Annotated in this window: 18 protein-coding genes; 9 read left to right on the forward strand and 9 right to left on the reverse strand. The window is 51.8% G+C overall.

The window, feature by feature from the left end:
* Nucleotides 1–198 precede the first annotated feature (198 nt).
* The 3 genes from JRI95_06530 to JRI95_06540 all read right to left on the reverse strand — a co-directional run bounded on the left by JRI95_06530 (nucleotide 199) and on the right by JRI95_06540 (nucleotide 4,948).
* Nucleotides 199–1,185 (reverse strand): linear amide C-N hydrolase, encoded by a 987-nt coding sequence (locus tag JRI95_06530; protein ID MBW2061206.1) that lies wholly within the window; start codon nucleotides 1,183–1,185, stop codon nucleotides 199–201.
* Nucleotides 1,186–1,735: 550 nt separating this feature from the next.
* Nucleotides 1,736–2,956, reverse strand: a complete 1,221-nt coding sequence (locus JRI95_06535) for an RES domain-containing protein (protein ID MBW2061207.1) — start codon at nucleotides 2,954–2,956, stop codon at nucleotides 1,736–1,738.
* A gap of 639 nt (nucleotides 2,957–3,595) precedes the next feature.
* Nucleotides 3,596–4,948, reverse strand: a complete 1,353-nt coding sequence (locus JRI95_06540; GenBank protein MBW2061208.1) for an MATE family efflux transporter — start codon at nucleotides 4,946–4,948, stop codon at nucleotides 3,596–3,598.
* Between the two features lie 250 nt (nucleotides 4,949–5,198).
* Here JRI95_06540 and JRI95_06545 point away from each other — a divergent pair, with 250 nt between their 5' ends.
* Both JRI95_06545 and JRI95_06550 read left to right on the forward strand, forming a co-directional pair.
* Nucleotides 5,199–6,551, forward strand: coding sequence for a phosphomannomutase/phosphoglucomutase (locus JRI95_06545; protein MBW2061209.1), 1,353 nt, complete (start codon nucleotides 5,199–5,201; stop codon nucleotides 6,549–6,551).
* Nucleotides 6,548–7,498: an ROK family protein gene (locus JRI95_06550; GenBank protein MBW2061210.1), complete on the forward strand. Its 951-nt coding sequence runs from the start codon at nucleotides 6,548–6,550 to the stop codon at nucleotides 7,496–7,498. Before JRI95_06545 ends, JRI95_06550 begins: the two co-directional genes overlap by 4 nt.
* Nucleotides 7,499–7,560: 62 nt before the next feature.
* Here JRI95_06550 and JRI95_06555 read toward each other — a convergent pair whose 3' ends face one another.
* Nucleotides 7,561–8,361 carry a hypothetical protein gene (locus JRI95_06555; GenBank protein ID MBW2061211.1) on the reverse strand — a complete coding sequence of 267 codons (801 nt, stop codon included), beginning with the start codon at nucleotides 8,359–8,361 and terminating at the stop codon, nucleotides 7,561–7,563.
* Nucleotides 8,362–8,619: 258 nt separating this feature from the next.
* Here JRI95_06555 and JRI95_06560 point away from each other — a divergent pair, with 258 nt between their 5' ends.
* From JRI95_06560 to JRI95_06590, 7 genes are all read left to right on the forward strand, one after another.
* Nucleotides 8,620–9,774, forward strand: a complete 1,155-nt coding sequence (locus JRI95_06560; GenBank protein MBW2061212.1) for a nicotinate phosphoribosyltransferase — start codon at nucleotides 8,620–8,622, stop codon at nucleotides 9,772–9,774.
* A 232-nt stretch (nucleotides 9,775–10,006) separates the two neighbouring features.
* Nucleotides 10,007–10,495: a hypothetical protein gene (locus JRI95_06565; GenBank protein ID MBW2061213.1), complete on the forward strand. Its 489-nt coding sequence runs from the start codon at nucleotides 10,007–10,009 to the stop codon at nucleotides 10,493–10,495.
* A gap of 13 nt (nucleotides 10,496–10,508) precedes the next feature.
* Complete coding sequence (locus JRI95_06570; GenBank protein MBW2061214.1) at nucleotides 10,509–10,937, forward strand: hypothetical protein; 429 nt, start codon at nucleotides 10,509–10,511, stop codon at nucleotides 10,935–10,937.
* A 27-nt stretch (nucleotides 10,938–10,964) separates the two neighbouring features.
* A complete protein-coding gene (gene coaBC / locus JRI95_06575) occupies nucleotides 10,965–12,173 on the forward strand; it encodes a bifunctional phosphopantothenoylcysteine decarboxylase/phosphopantothenate--cysteine ligase CoaBC (GenBank protein MBW2061215.1) in 1,209 nt (402 codons plus the stop codon).
* Nucleotides 12,166–12,861 carry a uracil-DNA glycosylase gene (locus JRI95_06580; GenBank protein ID MBW2061216.1) on the forward strand — a complete coding sequence of 232 codons (696 nt, stop codon included), beginning with the start codon at nucleotides 12,166–12,168 and terminating at the stop codon, nucleotides 12,859–12,861. Before coaBC ends, JRI95_06580 begins: the two co-directional genes overlap by 8 nt.
* Before the next feature lie 232 nt (nucleotides 12,862–13,093).
* Entirely contained in the window at nucleotides 13,094–13,330 is a 237-nt protein-coding gene (locus tag JRI95_06585) for a transposase (GenBank protein ID MBW2061217.1), read from the forward strand.
* Nucleotides 13,331–13,363: 33 nt separating this feature from the next.
* The gene (locus JRI95_06590; GenBank protein ID MBW2061218.1) at nucleotides 13,364–13,606 is read left to right on the forward strand and encodes a hypothetical protein; all 243 of its coding nucleotides are present in this window, start codon (nucleotides 13,364–13,366) and stop codon (nucleotides 13,604–13,606) included.
* A 19-nt stretch (nucleotides 13,607–13,625) separates the two neighbouring features.
* Here the strand turns inward: JRI95_06590 and JRI95_06595 are convergent, their stop codons facing one another.
* The 5 genes from JRI95_06595 to JRI95_06615 form a co-directional block, all read right to left on the reverse strand.
* Nucleotides 13,626–14,756 (reverse strand): aspartate--ammonia ligase, encoded by a 1,131-nt coding sequence (locus JRI95_06595; GenBank protein ID MBW2061219.1) that lies wholly within the window; start codon nucleotides 14,754–14,756, stop codon nucleotides 13,626–13,628.
* Between the two features lie 365 nt (nucleotides 14,757–15,121).
* Complete coding sequence (locus JRI95_06600; GenBank protein MBW2061220.1) at nucleotides 15,122–16,225, reverse strand: 4Fe-4S binding protein; 1,104 nt, start codon at nucleotides 16,223–16,225, stop codon at nucleotides 15,122–15,124.
* Entirely contained in the window at nucleotides 16,222–16,875 is a 654-nt protein-coding gene (locus JRI95_06605; GenBank protein MBW2061221.1) for a class I SAM-dependent methyltransferase, read from the reverse strand. The genes JRI95_06600 and JRI95_06605 overlap by 4 nt, the downstream gene beginning before the upstream one ends.
* An 80-nt stretch (nucleotides 16,876–16,955) precedes the next feature.
* A complete protein-coding gene (locus tag JRI95_06610; protein ID MBW2061222.1) occupies nucleotides 16,956–17,531 on the reverse strand; it encodes a hypothetical protein in 576 nt (191 codons plus the stop codon).
* Between the two features lie 100 nt (nucleotides 17,532–17,631).
* Complete coding sequence (locus JRI95_06615) at nucleotides 17,632–19,329, reverse strand: hypothetical protein (protein MBW2061223.1); 1,698 nt, start codon at nucleotides 19,327–19,329, stop codon at nucleotides 17,632–17,634.
* Nucleotides 19,330–19,491 lie beyond the last annotated feature (162 nt).

The following is a 19,491-nucleotide window of genomic DNA, read 5'->3' on the forward strand; positions in this document are numbered from 1 at the left end:
CTACAGGAACTGATCGAGAGCGGTTACGGCCTAGGGGAATAATATTTTTTTAAGCTTAAATCCAATTACTTTTGTAATTCTTGCCAGACCCGTTAACCGGCAAGCTTATGGGGTGGTTATAGATTACAAACACTAGCGTAAAATGTGTTCTGATTATCGGGGGGAAGATCATTTTACTGCTCCTCCTCATCACTCTTCTTAACGAATGCATCTTACCGACGATGGATATCTTATCAATATCTCAAGGTTAGAGTTCTCTGTACTTTTTACACTTGTTTTTTTAAATTTTGCGAAAGTAGAACGGACCAATTTTCTATTGATGTCTGTGCTGTACGCCACGAAATGATCTAACAAATCACCTTTCACCCCTGTGTTGATATCCAATACTTTTGAAGGGATATCGCATCTAAAATCAAAATCCTTTAATCTCAAGGTCTTTATATCCTTACTTTCAATCGTCTTAAAATATATTTGTAGATTTTCTAGATCGTAAATAATACTCCACACCGTATCCGACTTCTCACTAGATACTGAAACGTAAGACAATATATCGAACGCATAACTTACAATAAACCCGGATTGATTTGGTTTATAGTCTTTTAACCTTTCAGCTATTCTTACAAAACGATCCAGGGATTTAGGCGAGCTGGAAATTTCCTTCTTGCCTCCAAAACCGACATGCTTTTTAAGATAGGCCATGGAGTTTAAATAACTGTCATTTGTCAAAGCCTTTACGAACAAGTTTTTTCCGGTTTGGTATACGCGTTTCCCGTTAAGGAATTCTATGACAGCCACATTGCCTGAACGATCGCATACCAGAAAATGGATGTTGGATTTATTTTGCGATATTCGGATGTGGGCGTCACTATCGAAAACCTCATTCACACTGCGGCAATTATCTAACTGGTATTGGATCCATTGCAGTTCGCTAAGGACCCGGCGATTGTCAGGGCCGGGATACTGGGTTTCTTCTAACCACATCTGCTCCACGACAAGGCCTGCTTCGTTAATTCCGCCAAAAGGAAATTCTTTCGATACCTGATTAAAGGTGATGCTGCCATATTGTGAAACCCATCGAACGGGTTTTTCCGGAGGCTCCAGCAGGGCTGTTTTTTTAACACCTCTCTTGTTTATGATTATTAACCCGGAACCAAAGCTCCAGTCGAAATTTTTTCCAAAAACCATATGGTTCCCATCATGTAGAAAGAACGAAGAACATGCATACCCCAACTGCGTGTTTGGAAAAATAACGACAAGGAAAAGCACCATAATTGAAAGTCTTAAAAAAATTTTTTCACGGCTAGCCTCCTATGAAAAGGGGGACGTGGTTGAATTGGTTGAATAACTTTTCTTGCAAGTAAATAGAAAATGATGGCCAAATATCAAGCCATGTCCAGATCGGATTTGGATATCTTACCCGGATCTGAAATAATCAATGTTATCAAGATATAGTGTATGCGGCCAATCCTGCATGATGCAATCTAAAGACACAACATTTGCCAGAAACGCGATCTACTTCCCGGGCTGCGCCAGTAAAGATTACGCGCACAATTGGTGTAAGCTCACTAGGGCCAAATAACCCTTGGGTTTCCCGTTAAAAAGGTTTATCAGAATGGTATTTTGAGGAATATAGTGTGATCCCCTCCGCAGGGCGTACAGGCCTATCAATCCTGGATCGAGAAGGAAGATGGCAGAGGGCAGTGGGACTGGTGCGGCTCAATACATTATAAGGTAACTACGTTACAGGCTTCGAACTAACAACAACTTCAGTAATTTTCTCCTCTGTATAGTTTTTGTAGAGGAGCCATGCATCGCCCTTGTTGCCAGTGTTTTCTGTTGAGATTTCCGGCCCTCGAAATAAGACGATATTTTGGCCGCCAGTATTAAGTGAACTTGGAAACGAAATACCATCAATTAAAACTGGGTCGTTTTCACCCTTATCACTCCCAGCATAAGTAAATGCCCAATCAAAATCGAATGATTTTATGAACTCCGTAAAAACTTGGCTGGGAACGTATTCGATATCAGAATCAGTATCTCTTATGGGCTTTGAGATATCTGATATGAAGTAATTCAAAAATGGTATGGTAAATTCATCGTAATCGTAATTATAAGAAGGATCGAACATGCTTGTAGTTTCAACCATATCGTACTGAAAGGATAAAATAGTCAATGGTCGGAGCACCTCAAATTCAGCAACAACTACAGTTTCACCTACACTTGGTCTAATTTCATGTATACACGTAGGAGAATCATTGCCACCATAAAAAAATGAAATACCAACAGGACTCATTCGACTGTTCCTCGTGTTGCTTAAAGGTGGACTGGTAAGTTCCTCGTGGCTATAATTTTTTGATCCTGATTTGATCCTGGCTCGATAAATTTTCCTACCTGGAGGGTAGTAATCAAGATGGTCCTCAAAGAAATGGTTGGCAATTGTAGATAGTAGATTTCTTGGATTTTGAGGGTCATTGGGATCAGAATTTTTATCATCTAAGAACGCAGTAAATCGTTTCTCTCTTTTAACCGTTTCACAAAATTTTTGCCAGTGTTCAATCTCGTCTGGCATGCCAGGAGGAGGACCATGAGGGTGGTGGGTAACATAAGCTGTGTTGTCATCATAAATTAAGTCATGCAGCAACGTAGAAGGATCATCTAATATATCCCCCCAAATATCTGGCGATTCAAGTAAAATCTCTGTAATGGTTTCGGTTGGATATTGATAGCCACCCTCCCTGGATTCATAGGGAACCTGGTGGGCAGCATCTTCATATCGTTGGAGAAAACCAGCCATGATAAATTGACCAACATCTCTAACACTATGAGTATCGATTTTCTCACTCAAACAATAATCACAAGTCCCAATATTTTCACCACCACGAATAAATTGCTTTATGTGACGATCTCGAAAACAATTAACACAGCATACCATATCAGGTGTATCGACTGTACTCATTGGGAATCCTCACGTTTAGGAAAAAACTGAATCAACTATTGATGAAGCTTATCTCTTACCTCAACTCCCTCACGATACCTCTCAAACAACCACCCAAAGAAGGCATCAGCAAACTGTTCGTTGTCAGTGACCTGCTTATAGAACTTGAAGTTGGTGTCATGTTATCGAGCTGAAACCTTTCTTGACCAAGGACGGAAAAATTTTTTTAAATGTCAGAAGGTTTTCAATGTGCCAAGATTTGATTTCAATTAGTTCTTCCTCACTTGTTTGAATTGTTCCGTCCATGTAGATCGCAATGCGTGAAGCTCTTTTTTCATCAGGAATTCTGGGGATAGTATACTTAATTGCTAAGTATCTGTTTTCTCTAATAAAAATTTAGGGATGATCTGTTTAAACTCGAAATTCAAGTTTTCCTAGCATAAGAGCCACCAATGCCTGCCGCTAATTACTAACGACGTCGTTTGTCCTTAGTGGTGATAGATTCATATGGTTCCTTGCCTTATTCTCAATTCTCAGATGTCTAATAATTACATATTGTAGCAAAAACTTCAATCTTGTTGGGGGCTGTCTCTAAAATCAAAACCTGCCTGAACCCGTTATATAATCAAATCTCAGCTATCATAATTTTTAAGCCGCCGGTTAATCAATCATCGCCTTCTTCCATCTTCCGAGATGAAACCAGAATGTAAAGACAATGCCCTGAACTACATTTGATAAGGCCATTCCCAGCCAGATGCCCGCGGGCCCCAGGCTGAGGGAAAGCATGTAAGCCAGAGGAATACGCAGACCAAGGATGATCAATCCTGTAATAACCATGGGTGAGAAGGTATCCCCGGCCCCGGTTATGGCCCGGCCCAGCACCGAAGAAAAAGCCAGAAAGATAAAAGTGGCTGAAAATATCTTAAGAAACAGGGAACCCTCCGCTATGACCTCTGGACTTTGATTGAAGACACCTACCAGTTCATTGGCAAAGAGTATAAAAAGGAAGGTCAAACAGAGCATGAAGACAGCATAAAAACCTACACCGGCCCACCCGGTCTTAACCGCCCGCTCGGGTTTGCCAGCGCCTAAATTTTGACCGACCAGGGTGGCGGCCGCGTTTCCGATGGCCATACCCGGGAGAAGGACCGACATGCGAAGCCTGATCACGATGCCATAAGCGGCCATGGCCGTAATCCCGAAAACCGCCACCAGACGCGCTATGAACAGGGCGGAGATATTGCGGAACAGCATCTGCAATGACCCGTAAAACCCTATCCTGATGAGGGTCCACATGACCGGGAGATCGAGTTTCATGTCCTGGGCCTGAAGCCGGAAAAAGCTGGTACCGCTGAAAAAGACGTAACAGGTCAAAAGCGCGCCCACACCTCGTGAGATGACCACGGCCCATGCGGCCCCAGCCATCTCCCAGCGCGGGAAACCCAGGAGACCGAAGATTAAGAGCGGCGCGAGGATGATATTGAGCACGTTCGACACGGCCATGATTTTGAGCGGCGTGACCGCATCTCCAGCGCCTCGGAGCGCGGAATTCAGATTAAAGGGAACGAAAATAAAAACCGAGCCCAAGGCAACGATACGAAGATACACCGCGCCCTGAACCTTGACCTCGCCCGTGGTGCCGATTAGCGTCAGGGCCCAATCACTTAAAAAAAGACCCAGACCCGTCATGATCAACGATAAGGCCAGCCCGATGAAGATGGACTGAACCACGACATTATGCGCCTCTTTTCTTTTCCCCGCGCCAACATGGCGCGCCACCATGGCCACGGTCCCGGTTGAAATTCCCATGGCCAGAGTATAGAAGGTCTCCACAAAGACACCGCCCATGGTCAATCCGGCCACGTAAACCGCTCCAAGGCGTCCCAGGAAAAAAAGATCAACCAGCTGCAGGATGTCATGCAGAATCATGGAGCCGACCATGGGCAGGGAAAGACGCCACATGCCGCTTATGATGCTGCCTTCTGTCAGGTTATACAGAGGTCGCCTGGTCATGAGGTTGTCAGCGCACGGCGCTTGAAGGTCAGAGGAATGCTGTCAGGGATGTATAAATAAAGGGTCAACAGCCTGGGCTCGTAAAAGAAGGACCACGTGGATCAAGGTTCATATCATATCCCTCCTAATAAATCCACGCAAATATAACCAGGACTTTCCCCTCGTCCAGAGCCCCTGAGCACAACCCACTACCGGAGCGCGCTGAAATATGCTATGTTTTCGAAAAGATGATCATGGAGGCATGAGCGGTATGAAGAAGGAAATGTTTCGGGAATACGATATCCGCGGTATCGTGGATGAAGATTTTGATCTGGATGACGCCCATACCCTGGGTCAGGGCTTTGGAACCTACCTTCATGAGCACGGCGGCGTGAGCGCCGTAGTGGGGCGGGACTGCCGCTTGAGTTCGGAACCGATCCGGAACGCCCTGGTGGAAGGTCTGACCAAATCAGGAGTCCATGTCATTGATGTCGGTATCTGCCCGACGCCGGTTTTCTACTTTGCCTTGAGGCATTTCAAGGCCGACGGCGGCCTCATGATTACGGCCAGCCATAATCCGCCTCAGTACAACGGCTTCAAGGTCTCCCTGGGGCTGGACACTATTTTTGGCCAAGAGATCCAAAAGTTCAGGCGCCTGCTTGATAAGGGAGCTTTTATTACCGGAAGCGGTTCAGCAGAAAAGCGCGATATCATAACTTCCTATACTGATTACCTGGCAAATAACATTAATATCGAACGGCCGGTTAAGGTCGCGATTGACGCAGGCAACGGCACCGGCGGCGTGGTGGCCGCCCCGCTGCTCAAACGCCTGGGCTCGCCTGCGGTCGAACTCTTTACCGAAATGGATGGCAACTTCCCCAACCACGAACCCGACCCGACCGTGCTCGCCAACATGGCCACCTTGGTTGAAACCGTTGTCAGCCAGAAACTCGAACTGGGCATCGGGTTTGACGGCGACACGGACCGCATCGGCGTGGTGGATGAGAAGGGTGAGATTATTTTCGGGGACATGCTCATGGTCATCTTTGCCCGGGACATCCTCAGGACCGAGAAGAGTGGAACCTTTATCGCTGAAGTCAAGTGCTCCAAAAATCTGTACGACGACATCGAGGCTCACGGCGGCCGGGCCATCATGTGGCGGACCGGTCATTCCCTGATCAAGCAGAAGCTCAAGGAGGAGGAAGGTTTGCTTGCCGGGGAGATGAGCGGGCACATGTTTTTCCAGCACCGGTATTTTGGGTATGACGATGCCATTTACGCTGCCTGCCGTCTTCTGGAAATCGTTTCGCGCAGCACTATCCCTGTCTCGCAATTTTTAACCGACCTGCCCAGGATGTACAGCACTCCGGAGATCAGGGTCGGATGCGCGGAGGACAAGAAGTTCAAGCTGGTGGAGCTGGTCAGGGAGGAACTGCGGCGGGATCATGACATTATTGAGGTGGACGGGGTGCGGGTCCTTTTCCCGGACGGCTGGGGTCTCCTGCGGGCCTCTAACACCGGCCCGCTTTTGGTGCTCAGGTTTGAAGCTGAAAGCGAGGCGCGTCTGACCGAAATCAGGGCCCTGGTCGAAGGAACCCTTGAAAGACTGAAGGCCCGGCTGTGACGAACTACCTCGGGGTTGACATCGGCGGGACCAATATCCGGTACGGCCTGGTGTCCGCCCAAGGCAGGCTCTGGTCTTCCGGCCACTTTCCGGCTCAAATCCAGCGCGGCTTTGACCAGGTCGTGGCGGACCTGAACGGCCGCCTGAAAGAATTCATGGCCACCCTCCCTTCTTCAGCTCAGCCCCAGGGCGTGGGCATTGGTGTAGCCGGTCGGATCGCGCCGCAAAAAGGCCTGGTCGTTTTCTCTCCCAACCTGCCTGATTGGAAGAACGCGCCTCTGGCCGAACGCGTCTGGCAAGCCCTTGACCTTGAAGTCCGCATTGAAAACGATGCCAATCTTTACGCCCTGGGCGAATGGCTGGCCGGGGCCGGTCAAGGTCTGGACAACCTGATAGTCCTGACCCTGGGCACCGGCGTAGGCGGGGGTCTTATCCTGAACGGCCGCCTCTGGACCGGCTCTTTTGGCAATGCGGCTGAAGTCGGCCATATGGTCGTGGAGCCTGAAGGACGGACCTGCAACTGCGGCGGACGGGGCTGTCTTGAAACCCTGGCCTCGGCAGCGGCCATGGCCCGAATGGCCCGGGAATGGATCGAGCAGGGAGAGACCTGCGGCTACCGAGGCAGGATCGAGGACCTCACGTCCGCCCATCTCTTTGACCTGGCCCGGCAGGGCGACACTCTGGCCCTGAAGGTCTTTGACCGAGCCGGCTCAGCCCTGGGGCTGGTTTTGACCGATATCTTCAATCTTCTCGGGCTGCAGGGGGCGATTATCGGCGGCGGAGCCGCCGCGGCTTTTGAATTCCTGAAGCCCCGGATCAAGGCCGAGCTTTCGGCGCGCCTCATGACCTCAGACCCGGATCAAATTCTCCTGGCGCGGTCTGCCTTGGGTGACCAGGCCTCCCTGATCGGCGTGCCGACCCTTTTCCGCGCCTCCAAAGAACCCTAAAACAATTCTTCCTGGATTTTGAACGAGCTACAGGCTTGTAAAATGTAATTCTGCCATTCTCTCTAGATTGACGGCTTCTGTCCGATGTAAGTCCACCAGTCGGCAGCGGCTTTAAGAAAGTTCATATAGCCAGAGCCAAGGATTTTCCGGGCTTCAGGCGAAAGCTTTGCCTCTTCCCGGAGTTGGCGCGTGTCACTTTCCAGCCCGGCTGAAACAAGGAGTATGGCCAGGCCCTGGAAAAGGCTGGTAAAGCGCCTGGTCACAATGCCTGACCAGCTTTTAAGAAGTTCAGGGGCGGCCGTGTTTGTGGCGCGGTGAATGGCCTCATCGTCCGGTCCGTCCGGTTTGAGGTTCAGGCCGTCCATGCCTTCGGCCAGGACCTCGACCGCGTCCGAGATCATGGATTTACGCGTGTATGCCACTGCCGCGGCGCCGGGGTAGTCCTGCCGGGCGGCTTCCAGGTTTCCCAGCCCATAGTTGATATTCTGACCGCTGGCCCTGAAGACCCGGGAAAACAGCTGCCGCCACGTATCCATCAGATGGAACATTCTTTTCAGGAATTCGTTGACCCTGTCTCCTGGAAAATCTTCCAGGCCTTCATATATCGCGTCCAGTGAGGCCATGGAGTCAATTTCAGCGGCCAGCTCTTCTTTGGCCGGGACGCCTTTTGCAGGCAGGTCAGGGTCCCGGCCGTACAGGTCCAGGATAAAGAGGGCCGGGTAGCGCGGGCCCAGCTTTTCATGGGCCTGGTCATAGGTTCCGGTCAGGATAAAATCGAGGCCCGGTGCTGCCGGGACAATGTTCTTTGCAAACACCTCGAGTTCAAAGGCCGAATCGTCAATAAAACAAAACACGGGCCGCATAGGTTTTCCTCTTTTGGTGATTTATCTAAAAACGAATGAAACAGGGGCCTCACCGACTGGTAATTTTTCGATCTCTATAGCCTGGAGCGGCGTTTGGTTGAGTCAATATTATCCAATGACGCGGATGAGGTCAATCAATCTTTATTATTGAACCAAAAGATGTAGGTCAGGGTGCAAAGCTAGCTGACATAAAACTTAACAAGCTGCCTTCCCAGGTGTTATACTAACCATTAAATCTGTTGGCCAGAAGGAGAGACGATGTTTCACGTCGCGGACTTTGAGGCGGTTAAAGGCGGAGAGGTGGTGGACGTTTATTTTACTCGGACGAAGCAAATCCTCGAGGCCAAAGGGATTGACGTCCGGGTCAAGGCTGAGTTCATATGTAAGGGTTTACCGGCCGGTTGGGAGTGGGCGGTTCTGGCCGGGCTGGAGGAGGCCTTGAGCCTGCTCTCTGATTTCGAGGTCAAGGTTCGGGCCATGCCTGAAGGGACCGTGTTTCGGTCTTTCGAGCCGGTCATGGAGATTGAGGGCCGATACCTGGAATTCGGCCATCTGGAGACGGCTGTTTTAGGCCTGATCTGCCAGGCTTCGGGCGTGGCGACCATGGCCGCTCGCTGCCGCAAGGCGGCCGGAGACAGTAGTCTCTTCAGCTTTGGGGCCAGGCGCATGCATCCGGCTCTGGCGCCGATGCTGGAGCGCAACGCCTGGATAGGCGGGTGCGACGGCGTGGCCGTCGGTCTGGGCGCGGCCCTGGTGGGCCAGGAGCCGGTGGGCACCATGCCTCACGCCTTGATCCTCATTATGGGCGATACCCTGGCGGCCACCGAAGCCTTTGACGAGGTCATTGATCCGTCTGTGCAGCGCATCAGCCTCATAGACACCTTTCAGGACGAAAAATTCGAGGCCTTGAGGGTAGCCGAGGCCATGGGGGACCGCCTTTGGGGCATCAGGCTCGACACCCCTGGTTCGCGGCGCGGCAATATGGCGAGGATTGTGGAGGAGGTTCGCTGGGAGCTCGAACTGGCCGGGCATCCTGACGTCAAGATCGCGGTCAGCGGCGGTTTGAACGAGGAAACCCTGGCCTCCCTGGCTCCGATCGTGGATGCCTTTGGTGTGGGCACGGCCATTTCCAATGCGCCGGTGGTGGATTTTTCCATGGACATTATTGAGATTGACGGCCGGCCCGTGGCCAAGCGAGGCAAACGCGCGGGCAGCAAGAGCGTCATGCGCTGCTCGCACTGTTTCCAGGATCAGGTGGTCCCCCTGGGGCGTGATCCGGAACCATGTCCCTGCCAGGAAGGCAAGTGGCGACCGCTTCTGGCGCCGCAGCCCGCAGAACAGCCCGGCCCGGAGGCCATTCGGAACCACGTCCTTGAACAGCTGCCGCATTTCCCTCTTAACCCGCGGAAATGAGGCCTCAAGTGTCTTACCGGTGCGGCCCTGTTTTGCTTGACTTGATCAATCCTTGATTGATAACATGCTGAACTCAAACAAGGCAGTCCTGGTGGTGTCTGATTGAGGCTGCCTTGGCCGTGCATTGATGTGGATTGCGGTTGAATTTATTCGTATCCGACGGTGGACCACATACAGTGATACTGAACTACCTCAAAAAAAGTTCAATCCTTTTCTTAAGGGGGGTCGAATAATGAAGACGCGTGTTGGAATTTGGCTAATTTTGTCCTTGTGTTTAGCGGTTTTTATCGTCAGTAGCTGCCGAGGTCCTGCCAGGCTCCGATACAAACCCGTTCCAGAGGAAGTAATTCCACCTTCCGGGTCCTACCTTGACTTTGAAGATATACAGATCCCGAACGGGCTGACCCTGGAGCGGAATAAATCCTATCTCTACGTCACGGAATCCCTCAAGACCGGGATGCTGTCTTTCAAGACCTCCAGGCCGGTGGATGAAGTCCTGGCTTACTTTACGGAGAATATGCCGCGGGACAACTGGGAGTCTGTGAGCGTCTTTAAGTTTCGCAAGAATATCATGCTCTACCGCAAGGCAGGTAAGAACTGCCTCATCATCATTGAAGAATCAGCCGAGGGCCCGGACCAGCTAGTAGTCGAGATCTGGGTCTCGCCGCAAGGGGCGTCCAAAAAAACGGAATCCCTGTTAAAAAAAATCATAAAGAAATAAATGGAGGCGAGCCGTGATTAGACTTAATAAGAAGACGATTTTGGCCTTTAGTTTTCTGGGTATACTCTTTTTGCTCCCGGCCGGCTGCGCCTACTTTCAGAAAGAGCTCGAACCGGCTGAGCAGGCAGCCGCAGTCAGGTATTATCACTTTGAGGACATCAAGATTCCGGCGGAGCTGAAGCTCGACACGCGCCGCTCATTCATTCACGATGTGGCCGGATTCAAGGCCGGAACCATGTATTTTAAGGGCTATGTGGATAGCAACTCGCTGGTCAACTTTTTCACCGATTCGATGCTCAGAGACGGCTGGCAGCTCAAGAGCATCTTTCGCTATCCCACCATGCTTTACTTATTTGAAAAACCAAAAAAAGTCTGTATTATCCTTATCAAGGAAGAGATACTGACCACCAAGGTCGAGATATGGGTCTCCCCGCTGCGTTGAGCAGCACCAAAGGCAAGGGGAAGTTTCATGAACAGACTTAAGGATAAACACGTGGTCCTGGCGGTCACCGGAGGCATCGCCGCCTATAAATCCGCTGAACTGGCCCGCATGTTCATGTCACACGGCGCTCAGGTCCGGGTGGCCATGACGCAATCGGCCTGCCGTTTCATTACTCCCCTGACCTTTCAGTCGCTGACCCGGGAGCCGGTGGCCATGGATCTCTGGGAGCCGGAGGATTCGGTAAAGATCGGCCATATCGCCCTGGCAGAGTGGGCCGACGTGGTGGTCATTGCCCCGGCCACGGCCAACATCATCGGGAAGATGGCCGCTGGCATTGCGGATGAATTTCTGTCCACCTTCCTTATGGCCGTGCATTCGCCGGTAGTGGTCTGCCCGGCCATGAACGTCAACATGTACAACCATCCGGTTCTTCAGGAGAACCTGACCAGGCTCAGGTCGCTTAATTACCGCGTGGTTGATCCGGGTACCGGGGCCTTAGCCTGCGGCACCGAAGGGCAGGGCCGCCTGGCTGAGCTTGAGGATATCGTGGAGGAGACGCAGGCGGCTCTTTCGCCTCAGGACCTGGCCGGGCTTACGGTCATGGTGACCTCCGGCCCGACGCGGGAGCAGTGGGATGAGATCAGGTTCTTGAGCAACCTTTCCAGCGGAAAAATGGGCATGGCCCTGGTCAGGAGCGCCAGGTTGCGCGGGGCCGAAGTCATCCTAATTACCGGCCCGACCGCTCTGCCGTCTCCGTACCGGGTTCAGACAATCCCGGTGGAATCCACCATTGATATGCAAAACGCGGTGAACGAGCATTTCAACCGGATTGACGTGCTAATCGGCGCGGCCGCGCCCATGGACTTCAGGCCTTCAGCACGGGTTGAGGGAAAGGTCAAGAAGACCGAGGTCCCGGCTCCAATTGAACTGACCTTAAATCCAGACATCCTGGCCGGAATCGGAAAGAATAAGGGGAAAAAAATCCTGATCGGGTTCGCGGCTGAAGCGGAAAATATGATTAAATACGCTAAGGCCAAACTGAAGGCCAAGAACCTGGACCTGATCGTGGCCAACCAGATCGGAGCGCCGGGCGCGGCCTTTACCACGGAAACCAACCAGGTCAGCATCATTGATCCGGCCGGTGCGGTCGAAGAGCTGCCGCTGCTTCCCAAGGAAGAGGTGGCCGACCTGATCTGGGACCGCGTCGTCTCGCTTGTTTCAGCGCGTCGTGGATAAACTGAAGCGGCGTCAGGAACTGTTCGGCCTGACGCGCCAGGTCAGGCATCACCTCCATTACCTCAAAAGCCTTGGTTTAGAAAACCTTCCCCGCGTCCAGGTACCTTCTCCTGATGAGTCCTTAATCGAATCCTTCATTGAATCGTTAGAAGACATCCGGCTCGACTTAGGCGATTGCCTTCGCTGCCCGCTCTCGGCCAGCCGGAAGCAGATCGTGTTTGGAGAGGGCCATCCAAAGGCAAAGTTGATGTTTATCGGGGCATCCCCGGTTGAAAGCGACGACCTCGAAGGACGGCCTTTCCAGGGAGAAACCGGACAGCTCCTGACCGATATTATGGTCAAGGGCCTTAAGACGCCCCGGCAAGACTGCTACATCACCACGCTGGTCAAATGCCGCCCTCCGGCAGACCGCGCCCCTCAGCCGGATGAAATACACGTCTGTTTACCGTTTCTTTTGAGGCAGATTGCTTCCATCCGGCCTAAGGTCATCTGCCTCCTGGGCGAGGCTGCGGCCCAGAGCCTGTTAGGCTCCACCGAACCGCTTATTAAACTGCGCCACAGATTCCACAATCTCTGCGGCTTTCCCACCATGCCCACCATCCACCCGCAAGACATCCTTTGCCACCCGGAAAAGAAGCGGGAAAGCTGGGAGGATGTCAAGATGATTATTGAGCGGTTGAAGGGGTAGAGGTTAAGGTTATTACTAAGAACCTGGCATATGTCGGAGAATACTCTGCATACGTCCAGTCAGGGTTTTGATTACCATTGGAATACGATAAATCGTGGCAACTTACTATTTTTCATCATCATCGCTGGCTTAAACCAAAAAATATGGATAATGATAGCCCGGACAACTTGTTTGTCCGGGTCCGAAGGACAAGAAGGTTGATGAGGGGATGGTCAGCGTTTAATCTTTCTGCATGCCAAAACGACAAGTGTATGATAAAGAAGGGCATGCTCATTACATAACCTTCTCGTGCTATAAACGACGTCGCCTTCTTATTGACGACATGGCTAAGAGAATTGTTATCGGTGTACTGAACTCAGAACTTGACAAGCAAAATGGTAAATGCGCGGGATTTGTGGTCATGCCTGATCATATACATGCCATTCTTTGGTTTTCGGAACCTGATCAACTCAGCAAATTTATGAAATAATGGAAGCAGCGTTCATCAGTACAGATTAAAAAGATGATAAAATACCATTTGCCCAATTACTTAACCAGCATCAATGGTCGAGACCCAGTTTGGCAGCCGCGATATTACCGCTACAATATTTTTTCGCCAGAAAAAATGAAAGAAAAAATCAATTACATTCATGAAAATCCTGTTAGGATTGGTCTTGTTAATCGTCCTGAAGATTGGGCTTATGGTTCAGCCCGATATTATATTTCAGGCAAATCAGTTGGGTTGCCGATTGAATTTCCGGGGTGACCTTTGACCTGAACTCCGTTCATTCCAGGACATGGATATTCCTCTTCCGGCACATGTCCTTAAGAACCTTGGGCCATACAGAGACGGTGACCTCGCCTAAATGCGCCTTCTTGAGCAGAAGCATGAAGGTCCGCGACTGCCCGATACCGCCGCCAATACTGAGCGGGATCTCGTTATTCAGGATGGCCTGGTGGTAGGGAAATTTGAGAAAGTCAAGCTGGCCTGAAAGCTCCAGCTGCTTCTTGAGCGTGACGGCGTTAACGCGAATACCCATGGAGGTCAACTCGTGGCGGCGCTTGGTGACCGGGTTTAAGACAAGTATGTCCCCGTTAAGGCCGTGCATGGGTCGGCCATCTTGAGACGTTGTCTCCGTGGCCCAGTCATCGTAATCCGCGGCCCTCATCTCGTGAGGGTAGCCGTCCTTGAGGACCCAGCCGATACCGTAGATAAAGACGGCCGGGTATTCCTTGATAATTTCTGTCTCGCGGTCTATTCTGGCCAGGTCTGGATACCGGTCAAGGATATCTTCAGCATGTATAAACGTCAGCTCTTCAGGCAGGTTGGGATACTGATCGGTCTTGAGCCGGGGAAACAGCTCCTGGATATACCTCTCAGCCCCTGTGAGCACCTTCCAAATTTTTTGCACGACTTCTGTCAGGAATTGCAAATTGCGCTGCTTTTCCGTGACGGCCAGCTCCCAGTCCCACTGATCAACATAGGCGCTGTGATCGTGGTCGAGGAAGTAGTCCTTGCGCACCGCCCGCATGTCAGTCATCAGGCCCTCGCCTAGCTCCATCCCGAACTGCTTCAGGGCCATGCGCTTCCATTTGGTTGCGGCCTGCACGACCTGGGCGTCGATAGAGTTCTTGCCATGGTCGTTTGAAATGTGGAACTGTATGGGGGTTCGCGAACCATCACGATCCAGGAAGTCATTCAACCCGCTTTCGGCGTCCACGATCAGGGGAACCGTCACCATCATCAAATTGAGTTCCTGGCACAGGTTCTCCTCGATGTAGTTTTTCAATGCATAGGTGGCATGCTGCGTTTCCTTTAGAGAGAGGAGTGAACGATAATCCTGAGGCAGGATCTTTTCCAGCTCATCATAGTTGCCAATACCAGGTCCAGCCAGGTCAGCTTTCTTGTCTGCCATTGCTTTTACCTTTCTATTTTAGATTTAGATATCAGGGTCTCCAGAGGCCGAAATCAGCGCCTTTGAGAGCCTGTCAGTTTAGGCTGAGTAATGCGATTTGTCAAAAAATAAATATTCAATTTTCCTGAAACCGCAATATACAGGCCCTGGGGTCGAAAGGCAGGGTCATTTTCGGTTAGGCCAGGGACGCCTGTAACCAGTATTTTCCGGCCTTCGCCTTATTTCTTGAAATTAATTGGGATTAGAGGGAAACTAGTCTCGAAGGGATTGAGGGGAAATATTGGAGTAAATGGTAAAAATACGTTCCGATTTTCTGGTTGAGCGCGGCCGTGTCCAAGGGGAAAGATTTATAAGACGACAGCAAATTATCTGAGCTTTTTACTGCTTGTTTTCAAGGCCGTGATGGCTCCGCTCGGGCACTGCACCAGACAGGCTCGGCAGGCGGTGCACAAGTCCGGATGGGCCAGCGCGGCTCTGTCCTCATCGTTTATTTCCCAGACGCCTTGCGGACAGATCTCATGGCAACTGCGGCAGCCAATGCATTTATTACGATCCACACTCAGTTTGCGGTCTCCATTCAAGAGTTCGGCCCTGATCGTGCCGGCAAAGGCAATGTTGCCAATGGCGCTCAGGCCCAGACGGGCCAGGAACGGATCAAGGTCGCTGGGCATGTTCGGGGCCAGACCGCCAAGTTCCGAGCTGTAAATAAAGAGCATCACCATGGCGATGATGATATTGGCCCGACTCATGTCTCCGATGGCACGGCCTGATAGCTCGCTGGCGATGAGCAAGCCTCCAAGTAGTAGCTCAAGGAGCAGGACCTTGGTTAATCCGCGCCTGCCAGGAATCCAGGGGCAAAGCAGATAGAAGAGCAGGAATGTTACTGCGCCTGTCAGGAGGTAGTTAACAAGTAATCCGCGTCCAAACAGGGTGAAGCCCAGGACGCCCAGGAGGTAGAAGGGGAAGACTGAACCCAGGGCGGTGTCAAGCCTGGTATCCCATTTGTAAGTCACCCGCTTCATCCCCTCGTCTCTATGGCAGCAGTTGGTCAGATACCGGGGGATATCTTCGGCGCGTACCGGGCCCCAGCGCATGGTCCACCCTGTCTGCGCCTGGACTTCGGCCGCACAGATGCCAGGCGCGCCAAGGGGAGGCAGGATGAGTACCCGGTGGTCAACCAGACCAGCCACACCGCTCGTCTTGAGAGATGAAACCACCGAGTGGGTGTTGAACTCCTCAGCCCCGGCCGCACACCAGACGTTGACGCCCTTTGAGTCTGCCACCAGCAGCCACGCGTCCACCGCGGCCTGTTCCAGGATTTTTATGAGCCTTTTTACGGTCAGGTCAAAGTTGCACGTAACCAGAACAGGACTGTCGCCTTTTGGGTCGCCCACACGGCGCAGGCCTACACGAGTCGGGCAGGGGAAAAGGCGGAATAGAAGCCCCCAGATGGTTTTTAAGAGGCTCACCCCGCATCCTCTGGCACGGGTCGTCGGGCCACCAGGATAGAGAAGGTATCGCCGCAGCTGCGAACTTCTTTTTCCATGGCAAACCCGGCAGCCGTAACCTCTTCGCGAAGATCAGCCAGAGGCCTCGTAGAAGCGCGGGAAACCAGGTAAGTCAGGACCAGTATCGGTAACCGCATGAAGGCATGCAGGGTCCGGCGGTATTTTCCAGAAGGCACGACCTCATCAGCAAGGACCAGCAGTCCGTCCGGTTTTAAGACACGGAATGAGTGTTTCAAGGCGAACCATCTTTCGTCGTCCGTGAGCTCACTGAAAACCAGCGTCGAAACAATAGCTCCATAGGCCAGGCCCGGCAGGCTGTCCATGCCATCCACTCCCATCTGATAAACGTTTACCAGGTCTTGCAGTGACTCGGCTTCAATCCTTTTACGGGCCTCCTCCACCATGCCAGGGCTGAGATCGAAACCTTCCACAATAGCGCCGCGCTTCACCAAGACCACGGCCAGTTCCCCTGTGCCGCATCCTATCTCCAGCACGCGGGCGCCTGGTTGAATCTCATGGGCCACAGCCTGCTTCATCTCACGGACCCGGGCCCGGCTGATCTCGTCCATGCGACGATCATATGATTGAGGCCGGGTTTCCAATATTTTCATGAAGATATAACTGAACACACCTTATCCCATCATCCCGGCTTGCCTCAGGCCTTTGGGGTCAGTATTTGATACTAGCTGTTTCAATCGGATCGTCGGTAGGGAATTTCGATGGTGATGTTGAGGTGTTTCAGTATCCTGAGGGCCCGCCTCAGCTCTTGCTCCTGCCTTTGACTGAGCGATGGCAGGGGCCTGGTCGGATCGCCGACCGCATAAACAATAACCCGGGTGCCGTCCGGCCTGGTAATGGTCCATGTGCCCATGTCCGTGGCCGCACGACCGGCTATCCTGATCTCTGATTCGAGCATGAGGCAAAGGGTTTCGTTACTGACCCCGGCTTTTTTGAGTTCACTCACCGCGGCCGGAGTAACAGTCAGTCGGGACTTCGCGCCTGAGGCCCGATCCAGGCGGATAAGGAGCTGGATGATGTCCTCGGCCAGGCCCTCTTCAGCCAGCTTCTTTACCTGCTCAAAGGTCAGGCTCGGTTTCCTGGTCCGGCCTGGGTCCTGTTCGAGACTAGAGAGCAGATCAATAGTCCTTTGAGAAAGCCCCAGTCCGGTGAGCTGCCTGGTCTGTTCAGGCGTCAGGGCCCAAGCCGGTCCAGCACCGAGGAATGAACCAAGCAGCATGGCCAGGAGTACGATTTTGAGGAGAGACAAGGTTATTTTCATGAGGTTAATATTAAAAATATCTCTTTAAATTAGTAAGTTATAATTAATTTATAATATGTTACTTTAATAACAGCTCTATCCTGAACAGTCATGTCCACAGGACGTTCTTGCTCCCGTGCTCGGCATAGTACTCCTTCTCCACCATCGACTTTAGCCCGGACAGTTCTTGATACACCGCTGCCACCTTGCGCCCATACTCAGTCTGCGGGGTATTATCAATGTATTTTTTTAAGATGTACCTGTCTTTTAGGACCTTGTCGCAGAGAAAGACCAGTTTCTCGAAAACCGGTTCATAGTAGCCTGGAATAACATGCTGGTTTTTCAGTAAAAAATTGAGCAGGGCATCCAGGAGGTCGAGGTATTTTACCCTGGATTTGCCTGAGAACAGCCGTTCCAGGCGATGGACAGCGTGTGCCTGCTCGATATAAGCCATCTGGGCGATGATCTTCTTGTGCAGGTCCCGGTGGGACCTGAAATGCGGCTCCATTTCCAGATTCAGGATGTAGGAGTTAACGATTTTTTCCATCTTTTCCAGGTATGCCGGGGAGGAGGCCACCAGCCGGCGCTGATGCTTGGACAGCCAGGCCAGGAGGAATTTGAGGCGATCTTCATGTTTCACCGTCCCTTCGACGACCTCCTGCCCCTGGAAGACGATCCGGCCTGAATACTCCCCGCGCACGATGTCATTGAGCCTGACCAGCCGATCCTCTCGAGCCTGAAGAACATTAAACCAGGGGAAGCGTTCTCCGGTCCGCGGATGGATTATTTCCTGGTCTTCCAGGGACAGGGCCCGTTCCTCGATGACATTGTGCTTGTTGTACCGGTGCTGCTGGTAGATGGCCCTAAGAAGCACCACCTGGCGTTCGGGGTCCACAAAGTAGCCTTCATTTTCCAGCTTCCGGATAAGCGCCTTAGATTTTATGTTCAGGGGAACCAGGGCCACTTTTTCAAGCTCAGGGTAACGGTCCTTGCCTACGGGGTGATAGAGCGAGGTGATGACCCGATCTGTTTGGCCCAGGACCTTGACCAGGAATCGCTCCCGGTGACGGCTGAGGTCGCGGGTAAAAATAGCAGCCGAGGTCCGCCTTTCCGATGAGATGGGAAAGCCGTAGAGCTCCATCAGGAACTGGTAGATCATCAGCCGGTTCTCATGGTATAACCTGTTGTCTTTACTCTTGAATTTGCCTATGCGCCGCCCAAATGATTTGATGGCTGCATCCAGATTTGAGGGAAAGGAGGCAAACAGCCCCAGTAAACGAAAATCACCACTCTCATCGCGGGCAATGATGTGCGCTCGATCCATATGAAAGATGAATTCAAGCACCGCCGGATAGTCTGAGAGCGCAGTCAGTTCCTTGTCTTCGAGCCGCAGGTCAAAATCCAGATGAAACTCGCGAGGCAGACGGGACTTGAAAAGGTTCTTGTTAAAGGCGGCAGATGGAACCCTGGGCGCGGACAGCGTAATGCCTTCACCGGGTTCATCTGTTTGAAGCAGATCAAACTGGAAACGCTCGGCCTGGTAGTCCAGCGCACGGTCGAGAACCAGGAGGCTGAACTTGGGTAACTGTGAATATTCCAGGAAGCTATCCTCAAAGGAAGGCAGAAGCTCGCGAGGTTCGATGAGCGGATAATCCGGTCCATAGACCCGCAGCAGCGCCTGGGACATATGGATGTAATCCAGGATTTTTTTGACGCTTGACAGGTCAGTGGCCGCCACTTTGCCTCGCAAGTAGTCGGCCAGGGGCCGATCCCCCACCATGGCCTGGCTGAAGTAATCCAAAAGCATCGAACACCCGGCTCCTTGATTAATTGCTTAAAATAATAAAGTAAAATAAGGTGTTAGTCAAGAAAAGCTTGCCATAACGGCAGAATTAGCAGAATAATGCCAGCCCAAACCCTGGGCCGTGTTTCGGTCGGGTTTATTACTAGATACGAAAGCGCGTCCCCT

The sequence above is a fragment of the Deltaproteobacteria bacterium genome (genome assembly GCA_019308995.1).
Classification (GTDB): Bacteria; Desulfobacterota; Desulfarculia; order Adiutricales; family JAFDHD01; genus JAFDHD01.